Below are 18,619 nucleotides of genomic sequence, written 5' to 3' on the forward strand. Positions count from 1 at the left end.
TAAGTAAAGTAGTTTAATATCACTACTTTCAGATAATGATTTTCTTAAATGAAAATGGGTAGCTTTTATATTAATAAAACTTACCTGAGTAAATGTTTATTCTATTTCTATCGAGATAACTATTGTGATAATAAATAACAGAAATGAATCTCAACCGCGTAGAGTTGTGGTGACAGGGCTAGGTGTTGTTGCGCCGACAGGTGTTGGCGTTAATGAATTTTGGAACAATATTCATAACGGGAAATCGGGAGTGAGTAAATATGAGTGGGGAAGAGAAAGATTTGGCTTTAAAAGCGGAGCAATAGGAAAGGTTCACGGTGACGATAGCAATAATAAAGAGTTTGTTCTGAAAAGTGAGCGTAAATATCTTCAATTTGCATTAGACGCCTCAGAGATGGCGATGCAAGATGCGAATTTAAAACCTACAGACATTGATGGTCGGCGTTTTGGTGTTGCGATAGCAACGGCGATTGCTGATGCAGCGGGAATGGAAGAGTGTTTACTCAGGATCACCAAAGGGGGCAAAGAGAATATTCACCCTGATTTAATTAAATCAGAAGATTATGACAGCTTTGATTTTAGTTCAGCCGCAACCTCTGTTGCGAAAAAATATGGCGCATCGATGTCTGTCAGCAACATATCAACTGGGTGTGCGGCAGGACTTGATGCATTAGGCATTGCGATGGAGCATATCCGTTATGGCCGAGCGGATATTATGCTGGCTGGTGCAAGTGAAGCGCCACTTTGTCCGCTTTCTATCGGCTCTTTTGAAGCTTTAGGGGCGCTATCATCAAGAGAGTTGGAAAATCAGCAAGCGGCGACCTGTCCTTTTTCCCTTGAGCGGGATGGATTTGTGATTGCTGAAGGGTGTGGAATATTAATTTTAGAGTCTTATGAACACGCTAAACAGCGTGGAGCGCATATCTATGCTGAATTAGCAGGGTATGCATCCGTCAATAACGCTTATCATATGACTGACTTGCCAGCGGATGGAATGGCAATGGCGCGATGCATTGATATGGCATTGAAGGATGCCCAGATATCGCCATCAGCGGTGAATTATATTAGTGCTCATGGCAGTTCTACGGCTCAAAATGATATTAATGAATCAAATGCGATTAAATTTGTTTTGGGAGAAAATGCATTTGGTATTCCAATTAACTCATTAAAATCAATGACAGGTCATGCTTTAGCTGCTGCTAATGCGATCGAGTCTGTCGCATTATGTCTGGAAATAGAAAAGCAGTATGTTCACCCAACAATTAATTATCAAACCCCAGATCCTGATTGCGATTTAGATTATATCCCTAATCAAGGTTGCGCATATCCAATTAAGACCGCGTTAAAATTATCAAGTGGTTTTTCTGGTATTCACAGTGTTATTGTTATGAGGGCAGTAGACAATGCGTAGAAGAATTGTCGTTACCGGTGTTGGTGCAGTACATCCTGATGGCAATGATGTCACTGCCATAAAATCAAACGTCATTCAGAAGTTATTGGGCCAAGAATCGAAAAATAATACGACCGCAAGTTCTGTAATAAGAACATTGAGTGATTTCGATGGTGCGAAATATATCAATAACCGCCTAAGACGCAAAATTGATGAATTTTCGGTTTATGGTATCGTCGCCGTTGAAATGGCATTAAAAGCGAGTAGATTAAATGTAGATAAGCTTGATCCTAATCGCGTTGGAATATATGTCGGAAACTGTTTTGGTGGATGGCAGCATATTGAGGATGAAGTTAAAGCGCTCCATATTGAAGGCATAAAGGGAATGGGACCTTATGTCGCCACGGCATGGTTCCCTGCGGCGCTTCAAGGGCAATTGTCGCTGCTTTATGGTTTTAGTGCGCAATCTAAAACGTTTTCCACCTCCGATGTGGCAGGGATGCAAGCAATAGGCTATGCGGCGGAAGCGATTTCTAATGGTGTTGCGGAAGTGATGTTATGCGGCGCGTCAGAACACCTTTCCAGCCCGTTAGTTAAAAATTTGCTGGAGAAAGCGTCAACTCAGCAACACTCTGAGGTTTTTGGCGAAAAACGGCCTGGAGATTTTTCCGAAGGCGCTGCCTTTCTGGTGCTGGAAGAGCGGCAACATGCTTTAGAGCGCGGCGCTTCGATATTGTGTGAATTAACCGGTTTTGTTGATTATTTCGCACCTGATAAAAATACCAGAAATAATACCTTGGAATATACTGCTGAACTATTTAACCATAATGAAAATGCTGTATTTATTATGGATGGAATATATGATGATGAAAAAGAGATAACCAGTAAGGCTTTCTCAAATAAAGAGATAAAAACATCATTTATAAATCTGAGGCCCTATTTGAATAATCAATTTTCAGTCAGTGGCGTGATTGATTCAGTCCTGGCATCATCATTCTTGTCAGAAAATAACGGGGATGGAGAACAACAATCTAATAAACTCAATGAGTTTTCAAATACTAACCAAATAATCATTCAGCGCCTCAGTAACCAAGGTCATGTATGTGCGTTGAGTTTTTCAACTATTTAATCTTTAAGATATTTAAGTACGCGAGGAAAAATATATGAGTAATAATCCAGAAGTAAAAATAAAAACAATTTTATCTCTCTTTCTTAACGTTAATATTGATGATTTCGATATGGATGCGAATCTTTCTGACGCTTATGATATGGACTCTACGGAATTAGCTGATTTAGCAAAAGAGATTGAGAAAGAGTTCGGTATTTCTGTGGTGAAAAGTCAATTCAGTCATTGGGATACAGGAAGAGCCGTTCTTGATTTCATCTCATCAAGTTTAAATGATAAAAATTAATTGCTAATTAAAGGGAAACAGAAATGAAACTAATCTCTATGTTGTTACATTCAGAGCGTGATAATTTACATCATGATTGCATTGTCACTAAAGATTATCATTATACAAGAAAAGAGGTAATATCTTCTGTTTCCCATTTAATTGATGATTTACGTAGTCGAGGAGTTCAAAAAGGTAATAAAGTTATTGTTATATTTGAACATGATGAATTAGGTGTTTTCTTTTTGGCCGCCGCCAGCGCTATGGGGCTGCATTTATTAATGCCCTATAATTTATCATCAGCAACAATCGATGAATGGATTAATTTTACCAATGAAGTGCAATACGATTTTGTTGTTTATCTCAAAAAAGATAAACATTTTGTTGGAAAATTAAAAGAAAACAACATTAATGTGATTGATATTTCAGATCATAAGATTAGGGTTAATGATGATACAGCGGAAATTCCAATGATAACTTATTCGCCGCAATCTATCGCTAACTTTATTGTTCTGTTTACCAGTGGAAGTACAGGTAAACCGAAAGCCATTAGCATTTCAGAATCGTTAGTGTGTCGTCGAATTTATTCAGTGACAGAGAAATTAAAATTTACTCAAGATGCTAAGATATTCATGTCAGGTTTGTTGAATAATACAACGGGAGTGATTTTTTCTTTCGGTTCATTATTACATCAATCAACATTCTTTATACCCGAAGATAGAAATGTAGAGAGATGGCCTGATTATCTTTCTCGCAATAAAATCACTCATATTATGTTGCGTCCAGAGTCAATGAAATTATTCGTTAAATCGACAGCGGAACGTAATATCGATCTCTCTTGTTTACAAGTTGTTGCTTATGGTGCCGCGGCTATGCCTCCTAGCGTACTTGAAAAAGGGCGCCAATTAATTGGCTGTGAATGGGTGCAGGGATATGGGTTAAGTGAAACTTATGGTCCTTTCTGTTGGGTGGATGAGCAAGATCATCGTGATAAAAGATATCTCAATTCAATTTATTGTGTCGGCAAGATTGATAATACATTGGAAGTGGCGGTTAAACCCATTATCGGCTCATCTGATAATATTGGAGAAATTATATTAAGAGGCGAAAGTATTATGGAAGGATATTACGATGTCCTTTCTGGGGAAATAATGCCTCCTGATGAGTGGTTTGTCACCGGTGATCTCGGTTATATAGATGAAGAGGGTTATTTAATTTTAAAAGGACGTAAGCAGAATACTTTCATGAGTGCTAACGGACATAGAATTTATCCCGAAGAAGTTGAATCTATTTTATCTCGAATACCCAATGTGAATGTGGCTACGGTTGTTGGTTTTTCTTTCCATGAAAATGGTGTTGCTATTGATCAACCGGTTGCTTGTATGAGTGGAGAGATATCGAAGAAATCATTAGCTGAAATTGAAGATATTATTTCATCATTTTTAAGTAGTAAACTTAGTCGAGAAAAATGGCCGGATTGGTTCTATGTTACTGATGAATCCTTTCCAAAGAGCCATAATGATAAGATATTGAAATCAGAGTTAATTAAATCAATCGATCCTAAAAAATTATTTGCGTTGAGGAATCAATAATGAATTATGTAGAATCACATTCAATTATCTGTAATGCTAAGGTGGAAAATGTATACCAAATTATTTTAGATTCGGACAAATGGCCAGAAATATTTGAGCCTTGCCAGGAGGTAAAAGCTCTCTTTAGGGATAAGGAGGGTGAAAAAATAGAAGTCAAAGCTTTACTTAACGGTGTTTTAATGCAATGGGAATCAAATCGTAAATTTTATCCAGAAACATTTAGTATAAAATCAAAACTGAATCCCCCAATGACATTAGTTAAAGAAATGGAAACGTCATGGCGTGTGATTAGAATTAATTCCCAGCAATGTGTGTTGTTGTTAGAGCATTTGTATGATCTTGAATCTGAAATAACCGGGTTAATTGATGGTGTTGAAACAATAGAGCAGGCGCACGAATTTATCAGTAAAGCTATTGATACCAATTCAGTTAAAGAGCTAAATAATATAAAAAATATCGTTGAGTCAACAGAGGGAGTGGAAAAAGTATTAAAAGGAACGATTACTCACTCAGTCGTATGTGAGGCACCGGCACAGCAGGTCTATGCCTTAGTTAAAGATGTCTCTTGTTGGACCGATATTTTTTCATTCTGTGATGGTGCAGAAGTTTTAAAGAGATCAGGTAATGAAGAATTGGTTGAAATCAAAGCAAAACAAAATAATAAAGCAGTAAGTTGGCAAACGCGGCGATATTATTTTGATGCTATTTACCGAGTTGATTATGTTATGCCTACACCGATGCCATTATTCAAAACAATGAATGGCAGGTGGCAAATTATTCCTGTTAATGATCAACGCTGTATTATAACGGTACAAAGGAACTGGGCTTTGTTAGAAGATATCAGTGGTATCGTTGATGGTGTTAATAATCATGACCAGGCCAATTCCTTTGTTATTTCATTTATCAATGATAATACTCGAATGGAAATGGATAGTTTCAAGAGTCAGGTAGAACGTCATAAAAAATCAAATTTATTAACTTTCACAGCAGGCTATTATATTCCTCACCAATTTGATGATGTTTATAATATATTTTTAAACATCGATGACTGGAGCAAAATATTGCCGCATTGTGATTCAATAAAAGTTATTTATAATGATAATAAACATCAAGAATTTAATATGGAAGTATCAACACCAAATGGAAATGAGACTTTCCGTAGTATACGATTCTGTGATGCGGATAATTTATCGATTGAATATTTTCAACCAGAGCCTCCTTTAGTATTAAAGTCTCATAGTGGCTCATGGCGGATATTCAGTAAAGGAAGTGGTTCGTACATTGTTTCTAGTCATGATGTTGAGTTAAATCATGATTTATGTGCAGTTAAATTTGGTACGGAAGATAAAGAAAAACAGCGTGAGATAGTAAAAAATGCTATTTCAGAAAATAGTAAGAAAATGGTCTTTGCTTGTAAAGAGTGGTTAGACACTCGTATTTAGTAAATTAAAGGAAAATAAGATGAATAATAAAAATAAACCCAATAGAATTTCGCCAGAACTTCTTGCTACTTGTGGTTATTTTATGCCAAGGCTATTTTTCTTAAATTCTCAATATGCTCCCCAAGTGCATTGGGGAGATGTTGTTGCAGCATTGAGTGATTTTCAGCAGGAAAACTTAGACTTATCCTCTGAAGAGTTTTGGTATGAATGGATGATTAATTGGTCAAAAGTGGGTGATAGCTATATTAGTATCGCTAACTCGGCTAAAAGTGAGGTTAGCCATGTTCGTGCTTTGAGAAGTGCCGCCGCCTGTTATCATTGGGCGGAATTTATGTATTTCAGTGATAGGAGCAGAAAGGTACAGCTCAGAGAGTATATTCGTTCATGTTTTTTATCTAGTATAAAATATAGTGACTTGCTAGTTGAGCATCAATATATTGTCGTTGATAAATTTCGTATGCCGTTTTTCCTTATATTCCCTAAAGGGTATAAAGAAGAAGAGAATCATCCTTTGCCTTGTGTTATTTTATCCAATGGATTGGACTCAATGACTGAAATTGAAATATTATCTTTGGCCGAGTTTTTCTTAATGAAAAATATGGCGGTAGCTATATTTGATGGGCCAGGACAGGGAATAAATCTTGGGAACTCACCAATAGCTATCGATATGGAATTATATGTTTCATCTATAGTTAAATTGTTAGAGGATGATGTCAGAATTAACAGTGATCTCCTCTGCTTCTTAGGAATTAGTTTTGGTGGTTATTTTGCTCTACGCGTTGCGCAAAAAATTGGCGATAAATTTTGCTGTATCGTCAATTTATCCGGTGGGCCTGAAATAGCAGAGTTTGATAAGTTACCAAGAAGGCTTAAAGAAGATTTTCAGTTTGCATTTATGCAAGATAATAGTCATATGCAGCCTATTTTTGATGAAATTAAGTTGGATATCTCTTTACCTTGTAAAACCAAGGTTTTTACTGTTCATGGTGGGTTAGATGATATATTTCCGATCGATAAAGTGAGAAAATTAGATCAGCTATGGGGTGATAGTCATACATTATTATGTTATGAGTCAGAAGCTCATGTTTGCTTAAATAAAATAAACGAATATATGATACAAGTTTCAGATTGGGTTAGTGAACAATTTTGGCTTAATGGCTATAAAAAAGGATAACTGATTTTATACTAACTGCCTATTCCATTAGATCTCATTATTGTGGACTATTATTTTGTAGGTTAATAGTGAATACGGATAGCGTGCAGGAGTCGCTGCGTATATATAGTACATGAGAATGAGTTGCATTTCTCCTCTACTAACATGCGTTTAGAAGTTAGCGCTTTTGTTTAAGTATTGTCTTGATTCGCTCTTTTTATAAAGAATGGTAAATGAAAAGTTTAATGGGATGGGCGTTAAATAGGGTTAAATCATAAACATCAGGCTGATAGTAGCTGTTTTTATGGAGTTATAAAATTTACACAGATTCATCAGATTACCGGGATTATTATCATTAGCGAAAAAAATAATTATCAAGAGATAAATTTTAAGGTTAGTAATCAATGGAGATATTGTTATGGATAAGTATTGGTTTCACCTTTATCTTTAGTGAGCATAATAGTGTATTTTTGTGATATTATCCTTCGATATTAATAATCTGATACCAGAAATAAATTGAAGATAAGTTGGTTATTATTATCTTCGCTACAAGATTTTATTTTTTCAACAGAAGTTAAGGTTAAATTTATTTGGGGTACGTTTTTTAGTTCCACTGCTCTTTTACTATGAGTAATAAAATCAAAACATTTTTCCAGGCATTACGAAGAGATATGTTCGAATAAAATAAGACCATACTTTCTCTGCTGAGGTATTAACCGGCAGTGTGAAAATTGACTTTAATATTTGTGCTTTCTTATATCATTAATACATAGTAAGTTTACTTATGATAAGTTATCTTATTGAATGTGAATTTTATTTTTTGTATTAATTAGCTGTATATTAAGCTTTTAAATATTTGCTCTATGTTTGATGCCCGATACTTACTTCAACTTGGTTTCGGCGTAATGCATAGAACGTTTACTCTTGACAGAGTTTGGTAATTATGTAAGACGGCAGTAGTATTTTCGTCAATCCAGACAATTGAGGTCTATATTAAATATAGGATTTCGAGTTGATGGTTTTATAGAGAAATCTCGACATTGTTCCATGATAGATAATTAAGAATAAATAGTTATTTTGGGTAACTGATTAGTAACTCGATATTATTTATTCAGTAAAGCCTTATCCTATTTGATTTTTATTAAAATGAGGAGTTCGGAAATGTCAAGAACCGAAAGACTTATAGTATTATTGCAATACTTGAGACAAAGAAGGTACCCTGTCAGTGGTAAATTACTCGCTAGTGATTTAAATGTAAGCTTGCGCACGCTTTATCGAGATATTGCTTTACTAAACAGTCAGGGAGCAAATATAGAAGGCGAGCCAGGTTTGGGTTATATATTACGGCCGGGTTTCATGTTGCCCCCTTTAATGTTTACGATGGATGAAATTGATGCTTTAGTTTTGGGAAATAAATGGGTTATTGAACAGAATGATGTTGTTTTAGCTAAGTCTGCCCATAGCTTTATATCTAAGATTGCCGCAGTATTACCGGCAGAGCAGCGCGATCAACTATATTCTTCGCCAATGTTTGTAAAAACAGATGGTTATAGTAAAGTTACAGATAATAATTTAATGTTATCTGATATTAGAAAAGCGATATACCATAAATCAAAAATAGTGATAACTTTTATTGATTTAAATAATATACATACTGTGAAGACGATCTGTCCACTGTCGATCTTTTTCAATAATGAATTCTTTTTAGTTTCTTGGTGTGAATTCAGTCATAACTTTCTTAAGTTACAAGTAGGAAAAATAGAGAAACTGGAAGTATTGTCTGAAAGATATATACAAGATAGAATATTATTACTAAAAAAATGGAGTGAGAAAGAAGGATTGTCTGATAATAATTTATCCTAAATAGATGATTACAGATGAATAATTTATATAGGTATTTATCCTATACATGTTTAATTGTTATTTCTACTAAGTATATAGTTGCAAATATATAGTAGATTCTGATGATTATCTGAACTTTCTGCTGTCATTTATACTGAGAGCTTAAAAAGTTTAGTGATTTTATTAGGAAAGCGCCGCCCTAGAGTGCTAATTGTGAATGGTAGGATAAATCACTTAATTTGGTAATCTGGGGCAACGAACAACATAGAGCGGGCTTAAAATTGTGGATAATAAAAGTTCAGGAATTCTTTAAAGGTAAGATTTTAAATCGATTGAACAAAGATCGTGATAGAACCACGATCTTTGTTTTTTCGACTTGCGAGCTTGTCTTTATGTAAGAGTGCTATCGATATTTTCCACATGTGCATTTTTCTTACATAAATAATGAAGTAGAAGAAAAGCTACCATTTCCATGCATCCGGGCTGGTGCCAGTAGGTAATACACAAATGCCAAAATCGCTAATGACAACAGCGACATAGATATCATTATCATAACAATTTAATTGATACCTCCTTCCTTTTGCCGTCCATTGCCAATAATCATTTTTCCGGCTTTCTGGATAGAATTCTTGGATAGGTGAAGCGGTTGCTGGATGTAACCCATCAACATTGAGAGTACTTGTATTCCCTGAGCTGCTCCAAATCACATCACCGATTAAATTTTCATTGGTAAGATTAACAACGAAAAAATAATGGTTATTAATTTCAAGCATTTCACCCTTTTCTTTTTCCTCAGTTTCTTTCATCTCTGGCTCCTGATTAGTGGATAAAATGGGTGATTATTATAGAAATAACAATAGTTTCTCTGATATTTCTATTTTTATTGCTATAAATGCAATGGCTTAATTAATAATTACGGTAGCAATAGAACCATAATAAATATATTTTTATTTGATATTGTTTTGGTTTGTATGAATTTTTTTGATCTGATTGTCACAGCATTTGATTACTATTCTTGATAGTTCATTTCTGGGTAATTTATTGTCTGTAAATTAATTGAATTTATAAGAATTAATCAGAAATTATATATCATATATTTTTATAGTAGTGTAAAAATACAGAATGTAAAGTATATCATCATGAATGTTTTGCATGAATATTAAATTAATGCAAATCGTTATTTTCGGTAAGTTGGATTAAAATGGCAGGTAAGTATCTGAAAAAAATCATGAGAATCTGATATAGCTTGTTCTGTCTCACAATGTGACATCATTTTGGCACGCATATTGATTTTTGTTAAAATCGGTGTCAAATTCACCAAATAGTATATTCCGCCGGCTCAGAATGAATCATGTAAGTGAGTAGTGGATATCTATAGCGAATTAAAAAACTGTATATGAATTTGGGGTTTGAAGAATTTCCTCAGATAAAGAGTAAATTATTCATGCTTATGACTGTTGCAATAGAAATGATAAAAAGAGTAGATGCGATGTAACATATCCCTGTGTGAGTCAAAACTTGATCTGACATCCATTCTCGATAGCTGTCAGATCAAATTTAAGTTCTAGTACAAGTTATTACGCCACGGAGTTTCTGCGTGTCATTCTTCTATAATTTTCTACCCTTCCTGTCATGACATTTTCTATGCCGGATAATATTCCAGAACAATTATGACAAGCAGGGAAGTCTTCATTTTTTTCACCAACGAGTCTTTGTGTGAATATATAGCTCTGACTCAAATGATTTGATATATTTTCTCCCCTTTTAGCAAGTTCAGTGACCATATAATTTAAAGCTTGTACCTCAGCATGCAGGCCCGCAATACCTGCCATTTTAGGTAAAATGTTCTTGTTTTCCTTAACATGTTCTCTGATCCTCTGTTCAATCAGTGGATGTAATTCAATGTCCGATGATTTATAGGCATCTTTTACACCAGATATAAATTTTTCTATATCAGTAACACGATAGCTGCCAAGATCGATATTTGGCCTCCAATGTTTGGATGTTTGAAGTTTATCAGGGTGATATTGTTCGAAACCGGGCTTCGCTTTTTCGCTGATAAGTTGCACTCCGGGGAAGGTATTTTTGGCACTTAAGCTACCACTCAGGTTTAAAAATTTATCTTTATAGGTATCGTGATCTATGTTGGTACCATGACCCATAATACCGGCATGGGCGGCATATCCTTTTAATTTTGCATTTGTATATTTCATATTTCTGGATTTCTTTTCTCTATCTTTTGGTTTCATAGGCTTGAGCGTTGTTTCATTTCTCTCTGTTTCTTGTAATATTTCACCGGTGCTTCTGGTGAAATATTGGTATCTCTTTTCAACTCTTGGATTTTGTTTATACAAAAATGGCGAAATATCAGGTCTGTTTTGCGGCATGGCGAGATCAAGCCAGTCTAAACTGGAGAGTCCCATATTATCCGCCAGCGTAATTGGGTTATTCATCACCATACAATAGAGGTTTAATCCATCGATAGTACCTGCCGGGTCCGCACTTAGCCATCTTCCCGCCCACGGCTGATAATATCGATAGCCGTAATAATAGAGTCCGGTGGCGTCTCGTTCTTTACCGGAATACCGGATCGTTTTGTAACTGGCTTCTATCTGGTTTCTTGCGGCCCATAGCGCTGTACCGCCAAATGGATAGTACTCCTCTTGACTGATGATTTGCCCGTCGCTATCTAGTTCAAGTTGACTAGAACCAATCAGATTATCGTAACTGTAACGTATCTGATTATTGTTGATGCTTTCTGGTTTGCCGTTCTCCCAATGCAGAACCCGCACTTGTGCGCGACCGGCTTCACCCACTGTAATGATCTGCAACTCTTCTGTTGGGGTAGCGTTATTTTGGGTTGTGTGTAGTTCCAGCCCCGACAGGTAGACAACTCGTTGTTGCCGGGGAATATCTTGCGTTTGCTGTTCACTGACTTTTAACAGCCGCATTCCGTCGTTGCCATAGCGATACCACTCTACGTCGTTGCCGCTGTTGGTGTGGTTATCCTGTTTTACCGGCGTCACTTGTTGTAGTTCTCCTCGCGCATTCCAGTTCAGGTTTAGTCCCGGTAGTAATGTCTCCTGATGGCCGCCCGCCTGAAACAACGCATCCACTTTGGTTGGGTCAGTGGTTAAGGTACTCAGTACCGCACGGTTGCTGCGGTTCGAAACGGTTATGTCTGTGGTGTAATTGTTTTGGCTCGCAGGCGAGCTGTGTCGGATTTGGGTCAGGTTGCCGCCACGGTCATAGGTATAAGTACGGGTATAGTTGGTGTAAGTGTTGTCGTCGGAAGGTAGCGCTGGAGAGGGGAGCTGGTGATTCTGTTGGCCTATATTCGCCATTTCGCGTCCGGTTGCGCTGATAAGCTGATACAAGGAATCGTAAGTATAGATATTCTTCGGCACTATTTTCTGATTGCGCCAGAAGCGGGTCGCTTCTGCGTCGTTACGGAGACTTATCACGTTGCCAACCGGATCATATTCATAACGTAAGTCTTGCAAGGCTTTGCTATCGTTTGAACGACGGGTAGTGATGCCAATTAGTCGCTGGGTTTCCGGTTCGTAAGTGTATTCGGTGATGATACCGTTACCATGCTCTTCACGTAGTTTTTGTCCTGCCGCTGAATAGGTTAGGGATTTGATAATCACCTGCTCACTCTGGCCTTTTACGGTTAGCCAACTCCTTTTTAACTGACCGGCTACATCATAGGCCAGACGCTGAATATTTCCTTTGGCATCGGTTTGCGTCAACATAGCGCCGGTGGCATCGGTTTTGCTTTCGGTGGTGTATACATCACTACTTAATCGCTTATCCCAAATCTTTTTATCATCTCCGAACCAGTCTGCTTCTTGACTGTCAGCCAGTAACTGACGGGATTGTGATGAAACCGCACCGGTCAGGGAAAGGCGATTCAGTTGGGTCATTCCTGCTGTATCGTAGTGATACACACACTGACCGGCAAGATTCTGGTCTTGCTCTTCCTGCGTGTTTCCAGCCCAGATGAGACGTTCGGTGATATAGGGGGTCCTTGCCTTTGGTTCTTGTTCGGTTACGGATAGTAGGCGACCGGGCAGAGAGTTGTCTTCATATTGCCGGGTCTGCTTGACACCCGTTGCAGCCACAGTCAGGACAGGACGGCCTTCAATATCATGGAGAGTGACGGTATTGCCCGCATCGACACTCTCTGTACGCAGGACATTGCCCGTTAAATCATACTGCCAGAGAAAATTGGGTTTCATCGTATTATCTTTCTGCCAGGCGTCATACAGGCGCGGATCAATACTTTGGTGTAGGCGCCCGAAAGCATCATACTGATGACGGGTAATACGGATATCACTGTTTTCTTTTGCGGTAGTACGGTGATAACGGATTTCGCGGACATCCGACCCACGGTTATCGTGAACCGTGATCGTGGGGGTGTGTTGATAAGTTTTGGGATCAAAGTTGTTCATAATTTACCTCTTTGTTGTGTTGAGTAATGACTATGTTGAGTAATTTTTTGTCTGTGTTAGAAGCATGTTGTTTCAAAGATGTTTCTGCAACTGAATTACAGTAGCAAGTGTAAGCAGACGGGGACAAGTATCGTAGAAAACAGCGCCAGGATTTTTTGCTGGCGTTTATGGTTGTTTTTTCTGTTAATAGATGGATTTAACAAAATGAAAAGCAATTTATCCTTATTTAACATTTGGTTGCATATTGTGAATATTAACTTGAGATATAGTTATCTGTTGTAAATATGAGTTATTTTATTGGTTAAATAATTTTTGATATTCGTTCATATTCGAAACTTGGGGTGGTTAGTTAATCGTATAGCTATTTTTTATTTTCCAGGTATTCATTGAGTGGTTTAATACAATAACTCGTCATTCATTGCGTTTTTAAAGGTAATATATAATTTTAATTTTTAATTAAATCGTGTTATGTAAATGAGGTAATGTTTGATTATTATCTGGTTTTCTGTTTGATTTATTAAGTGGGAAATTGTTTAAAATGGATAGAATTGATTTTAATTCATATGGAGTTTGTATTTATTATGATGATATAAAAGACTAAATTTAGTAAATGACGTGATTATTATATAAGTAAATATAAAGTAATGAAATATAATGTGAGTTAGAATAATGAATTAATTTACTATTGTTATTTTCACAATGTAAATAATATTTGATGTTGATTTTTAGTTAGTTCGCGAAACAAATTAACTAAAAACGCATTTATAAAAATAAATGTTGTATTTTAAGTATTATAAGCTGATAAATGATGCATAATTTAGCATTATATATTTATTATTTTGCATTAATAAAAAATAAAAACTTTTAGTTTTTTATTGAAATATCATTATATATAATATTGCTTATTGGCAATTCTTATTTTGGTTGTTATTAGAATATTTTATTCTTCGTGGTAGTGATAATGGTTGATAAAGAAATGTTGACATGAATGATTATTAAAGTAAGTAAAGTAAACATATAAAAGCAAATTTCTATTGTGTGCATAGAAATGTGTTTTTATATTTTGGATTTTTTAATGGTTTTTTCTGTTGATAAAAACTTGATTGGAATTATTAATATCAAAAATTGCTTGTTTTTAGGGATTGTAAATATTGAAAATATAAATGCAGATGACTAATCTGTTCTTATTATTATATTGTGAATAATTCTTAAAATTGCTCATCATTGCATAGAAATAGGCCATATAATGTTTCGCTAGAAATAGCTTACTTGTTGAGAAACAATAAGTTTGTTACCTTGGGTTTGTTGGCCGTATTCCGGGTTGATAAACGTTCCCGGTTAAAAAAATTGACGGAAATAAAGAAGTAACATTGTTGATTATCATGCTAACTATTTAATTGTATAAATATCGTGGAGATCTCAGTATTTTAGTTGTTTGTTAAATGTTACATATTGATTATAAATTCGTATTTGATGAATAATTCCAAATTATTATTGGCGTTATTGATACATGAATAATGATGACTAAATTCGTTGATAAGGTTATTAAATATAAATTCGTTGTTATATTAGCCTTCATTAAATCATAATTGTTATATTTTTATTGTTTTGTTTACAAGGAATTAACAAGATTAAGATTTTTTTTCTAAAAACGGTGACCTATTTTTAATTTGGTTAAGAAGTTGTATTCAACATATCGTTATTTTTTCTTCGGGCTTTACTTGCCGAAGGTTGAAACAACATACCTATTATTTTAAGGGAGTAAATGCCCTTTTCTTTAATTTCTGGAGATGACTTTTGACCTCTCTTGCTTATGTTGACGCCCTTTGTACGCTTGATCATCCTTATCGGGTCGATAATGTTTGTGACCAACTATTTGATGCTGCCATGCGTGAATTGACGCTGTACCACTGTGAAAACACTCCCGGTTATTCTCAGTGGTTGAAGGCTAATGGCTTGGAAGTAGAAAGACTGGAAAAACTGGACGATTGGTCGCGTTTGCCGCCTATTTTCGCTAATTATTTCAAACACCAATTGCTAATTAGTAGTACCGGCAGGAATGCATTGGAGTTGACCTCTTCCGGGACAACCGGCCAAAAGAGCCGCATGCGTTACGATGCACGCAGTATACGCGCGGCTCAAAATATGGTTGAACGAATTTTTGAGTATTACGGTTGGAATACTCCGCAACAGCCTTGCAATTACTTGCTGCTAAGTTATGAACCTGCCGGCGCGGTTACTTTGGGAACCGCGTATACCGATCAATATCTGTGTAAATATGCACCGGTAAACCAAGTCTGTTATGCACTGCGCCACAATGGAAAAAGCAATGAGTTTGATCCTTTTGGCGTGATCCGATCCTTACAAGAGTTTGCAGCACAAGGGTTGCCGGTGCGTATCTTGGGCTTTCCGGCATTCTTGTGGTTCACGCTGGAACGGATGCAGGAAATGGGGTTGCCGCCGGTGCGGTTGCATCCTGAGTCACTGGTGTTTTTGGGAGGAGGCTGGAAAACGCACGCAGATAAAGCCATTCCAAGATCCTTGCTGTATCGGCGTTTGGGGGAACAACTGGGTATTCCTGACGAGCGGTGCCGGGATGGTTACGGTTCGGTGGAACATCCCGTGCCTTATGTTGAGTGCCGAAATCACCATTTTCATGTGCCGACCTATGCCCGTGCTTATGTCCGCGATACGGCCAACATGGCGGTTCAACCCTACGGTAAGCCCGGTTTCCTGCATCTGGCGTCACCTTACATCACTTCCAGCCCGGCACACAGTATTGTGGTGAGCGATTTGGCGGTGTTATATCCGGCTGCTGAATGTGGCTGTGAGTTAGCGACCGATTGGTTTGAGTTATTGGGTCGTGCCGGTACCAGTAAAAGCCGCAGTTGTGCGATTGCCGCTTCTGAGTTGATCAAGGAGTCCTGAAATGTATTTAGTGAATGGTAAGGTTATCTCTGACTTGGAACCCGCTAGCATATTGGCGGAACTGAAAGGTAAGTTGGCTGAGACGTTGGCGTGTCCTCCAAGTGTACAACAGGTATTGGCGTGTGCTGAACGCTTTGTTGATGGTCTCGATACTGTCGCGGCTAAACTTGAGTTGGATACAGCCGCAATCACCGCGTTACGTCACTTTTGTCATCGTGATGCTTTAGAGGCGAAGTTGCGGCACGAATTGGGCGAACAGCCCTTTTCTCTGCGTCGCTTTGACTATACACAGCCCCGTTTTGAAACCTGGCAGCCGTTGGGATTGGTGGTGCATATTACGCCGTCCAATGCGCCTTTGCTGCCATTTATGGCAGTGTTGGAAAGCTTGCTGGTGGGTAATGTCAACTGGTTACGTCCTAGTAGCAGTGATCACGGCCTTAATGCGCGGATATTGGCTGAGTTTTTACGTCATGACCTGAGCGGCGCGTTGGCGCCTTATATCTCGGTGTTGCCTTTACCGTCCGATCAATTATCAGAATTATTGGCTTGTGCTGATGCTGTATCCGCTTGGGGTAGTAATAGCGCGTTGACCGCTATCCGTAGCCAACTACGGCCCGGTTGCCGTTGGATAGATTGGGGACATCGTATCAGTTTTGCTTATTTGGACCCGATGGTTGCTAGTGATGCTGACTATGACGCACTGGCTGATGATGTTTGCCGTTTTGACCAACAAGCGTGCTCCAGTCCACAGTGTTTATTGGTAGATAGCACTGACGAAAATGTTCTACGACAAGTGGTTAGTGCTGTGGCCGCCGCACTGACACGACGCACAACGGCATGGCCTGCTTTACAGCCGGACATACAGGAAGCGGCTGAAATAAGCAGTCAGATGGCATTTTTACAGTTAGATCGCACTTTTGCTGATCTTCGCGGTTCGATAGAAGAGGGTAATGGTTGGCGGGTAGCCTGGATACAGCGTCAAGAGCTTGCACCATCACCACTGTACCGTACTTTGCAAGTCCGCCCGGCGCCACGTGCGCAATTGGTCGAGGTTTTGTTGCCGTGGCGTCCTTATTTGCAAAGTTGTGCTTTGATAGCTAAAGAAAAAGAGCTGCCGATGCTGAGTCGCCAGTTGTTGGCCGCTGGTGTTAGTCGGATATGTCAGGCTGGAACTATGCATGATGGATATGAAGGTGAACCCCATGATGGTGTTTATGCATTGACTCGGCTGGCGCGACGTGTCTCCGTCAGCTTGAAAGCTGAACAACTGCCGGGCCATGTCTCATTGGATAAATTGTCAGCCAATCCGCCGGAGCTGGCAGGGATTCCGGTGATGGATAAAGCAAAGTTTCAAAGTGGCGGCATGACGGCGAAAGCACAGGTGTTTTTCCGTAGCGGCGGCAGTAGCGGTGAGCCAAAACTGGCGGGTTTCAGTCATCGAGATTATCACAGCCAAATGCAGTCTTCGGCAGATGGCCTGTTTGCTGCTGGTCTGGACCCAGCACGAGACCGGGTAATGAATTTGCTGTATGGCGGTAATTTGTATGGCGGCCTGATGAGTTTCTTCACTATTCTGGATAAATTATCTGTGCCGCATTACCCGATGGGCGGCCCAATAGACGATGATTTTAGCCAAATCAGGCATTTTATTATCACTCAAGGGGTCAATACGCTGGTCGGGATGCCGAGCACTATACACCGATTGTTTGAATGTGAAGAGGCTGCGTTGCGTGCCTATGGCGGGGTGCGCAAAATTTTTACTGGCGGTGAGCATATTAACGAAGAGCGACGTCAGTTTCTGTCCAGTTTTGGTGTAGAGGTGATTCGTTCGGCAATTTACGGTTCCGTGGATGCAGGCCCGTTAGGTCATGCTTGTGCTTGTTGTCACGAGGGCGAATTCCATCTGTTATCTGATATTCAGTGGCTGGAAATCTTGGCTCTTGATAGTGATCAGCCTGTTCCGACAGGGGAAAGCGGTCGGCTGGTGTTTACCCCTCTGGAAAGGGAAGGGCAGGTGGTTCAGCGTTACGATGTAGGTGACTTGGGTTATTGGCTTCCCGCTCTCTGTGACTGCGGATTACCAACGCCGCGGTTTAAATTGGAAGGTCGTCATGGTGCATTGCTGCGGGTGGGGTCTATTTTTGTGAATCCAACAGCATTGTCAGCCGAGTTGGCGTTTCCGGTGCAGTGGTTGGTGGGAAACAACGCCGATGGTGGTGATTACATCCATGTGTTAGCCGATGGGGATGTTGACCAGGTGCGTACACATTTGCTGCAACATAAGATGCTGAACCAAGTTGTCAGTGGTGGATTGCTTCAATTGGAAGTTATTCCGACGCCGATGGGGCAGTTCCGTCGTCACCCGCAAAGTGGCAAAACGCCGCTGGTGATAGATAACCGATTCTGAGACCACTAATACTTTTTGGG

11 protein-coding genes are annotated in these 18,619 nt (G+C 38.6%); 9 read left to right on the top strand and 2 right to left on the bottom strand.

Annotated features, from left to right (window positions below; all coding sequences use genetic code 11):
* Positions 1–124: 124 nt before the first annotated feature.
* The 7 genes from Phpb_RS18370 (at position 125) to Phpb_RS18400 (ending at position 8,831) form a co-directional block, all read left to right on the top strand.
* Positions 125–1,411 carry a beta-ketoacyl-[acyl-carrier-protein] synthase family protein gene (locus Phpb_RS18370; RefSeq protein WP_082302633.1) on the top strand — a complete coding sequence of 429 codons (1,287 nt, stop codon included), beginning with the start codon at positions 125–127 and terminating at the stop codon, positions 1,409–1,411.
* Entirely contained in the window at positions 1,404–2,519 is a 1,116-nt protein-coding gene (locus Phpb_RS18375) for a beta-ketoacyl synthase N-terminal-like domain-containing protein (protein WP_065391619.1), read from the top strand. Before Phpb_RS18370 ends, Phpb_RS18375 begins: the two co-directional genes overlap by 8 nt.
* Before the next feature lie 34 nt (positions 2,520–2,553).
* Positions 2,554–2,802 carry an acyl carrier protein gene (locus Phpb_RS18380; protein ID WP_065391620.1) on the top strand — a complete coding sequence of 83 codons (249 nt, stop codon included), beginning with the start codon at positions 2,554–2,556 and terminating at the stop codon, positions 2,800–2,802.
* A 23-nt stretch (positions 2,803–2,825) separates the two neighbouring features.
* Positions 2,826–4,373, top strand: coding sequence for a class I adenylate-forming enzyme family protein (locus Phpb_RS18385; RefSeq protein ID WP_065391621.1), 1,548 nt, complete (start codon positions 2,826–2,828; stop codon positions 4,371–4,373).
* Positions 4,373–5,815, top strand: a complete 1,443-nt coding sequence (locus tag Phpb_RS18390) for an SRPBCC family protein (protein ID WP_065391622.1) — start codon at positions 4,373–4,375, stop codon at positions 5,813–5,815. The genes Phpb_RS18385 and Phpb_RS18390 overlap by 1 nt, the downstream gene beginning before the upstream one ends.
* 19 nt (positions 5,816–5,834) lie before the next feature.
* Positions 5,835–6,989, top strand: a complete 1,155-nt coding sequence (locus tag Phpb_RS18395; protein WP_065391623.1) for an alpha/beta hydrolase family protein — start codon at positions 5,835–5,837, stop codon at positions 6,987–6,989.
* Between the two features lie 1,140 nt (positions 6,990–8,129).
* Entirely contained in the window at positions 8,130–8,831 is a 702-nt protein-coding gene (locus Phpb_RS18400) for a helix-turn-helix transcriptional regulator (protein WP_065391624.1), read from the top strand.
* A 440-nt stretch (positions 8,832–9,271) separates the two neighbouring features.
* Here Phpb_RS18400 and Phpb_RS18405 read toward each other — a convergent pair whose 3' ends face one another.
* Both Phpb_RS18405 and Phpb_RS18410 read right to left on the bottom strand, forming a co-directional pair.
* The gene (locus Phpb_RS18405; protein ID WP_065391625.1) at positions 9,272–9,616 is read right to left on the bottom strand and encodes a hypothetical protein; all 345 of its coding nucleotides are present in this window, start codon (positions 9,614–9,616) and stop codon (positions 9,272–9,274) included.
* A gap of 771 nt (positions 9,617–10,387) precedes the next feature.
* Complete coding sequence (locus tag Phpb_RS18410; RefSeq protein ID WP_065391626.1) at positions 10,388–13,264, bottom strand: RHS repeat-associated core domain-containing protein; 2,877 nt, start codon at positions 13,262–13,264, stop codon at positions 10,388–10,390.
* Between the two features lie 1,797 nt (positions 13,265–15,061).
* Here Phpb_RS18410 and Phpb_RS18415 point away from each other — a divergent pair.
* Together Phpb_RS18415 and Phpb_RS18420 are read left to right on the top strand one after the other, a co-directional pair.
* On the top strand, positions 15,062–16,192 hold the full coding sequence (locus Phpb_RS18415) for a LuxE/PaaK family acyltransferase (RefSeq protein ID WP_065391627.1): 1,131 nt from the start codon (positions 15,062–15,064) through the stop codon (positions 16,190–16,192).
* A 1-nt stretch (position 16,193) separates the two neighbouring features.
* Entirely contained in the window at positions 16,194–18,599 is a 2,406-nt protein-coding gene (locus tag Phpb_RS18420; protein WP_065391628.1) for an acyl-CoA reductase, read from the top strand.
* Positions 18,600–18,619 lie beyond the last annotated feature (20 nt).

This window comes from Photorhabdus namnaonensis, from assembly GCF_001684335.1.
Classification (GTDB): Bacteria; Pseudomonadota; Gammaproteobacteria; order Enterobacterales; family Enterobacteriaceae; genus Photorhabdus; species Photorhabdus namnaonensis.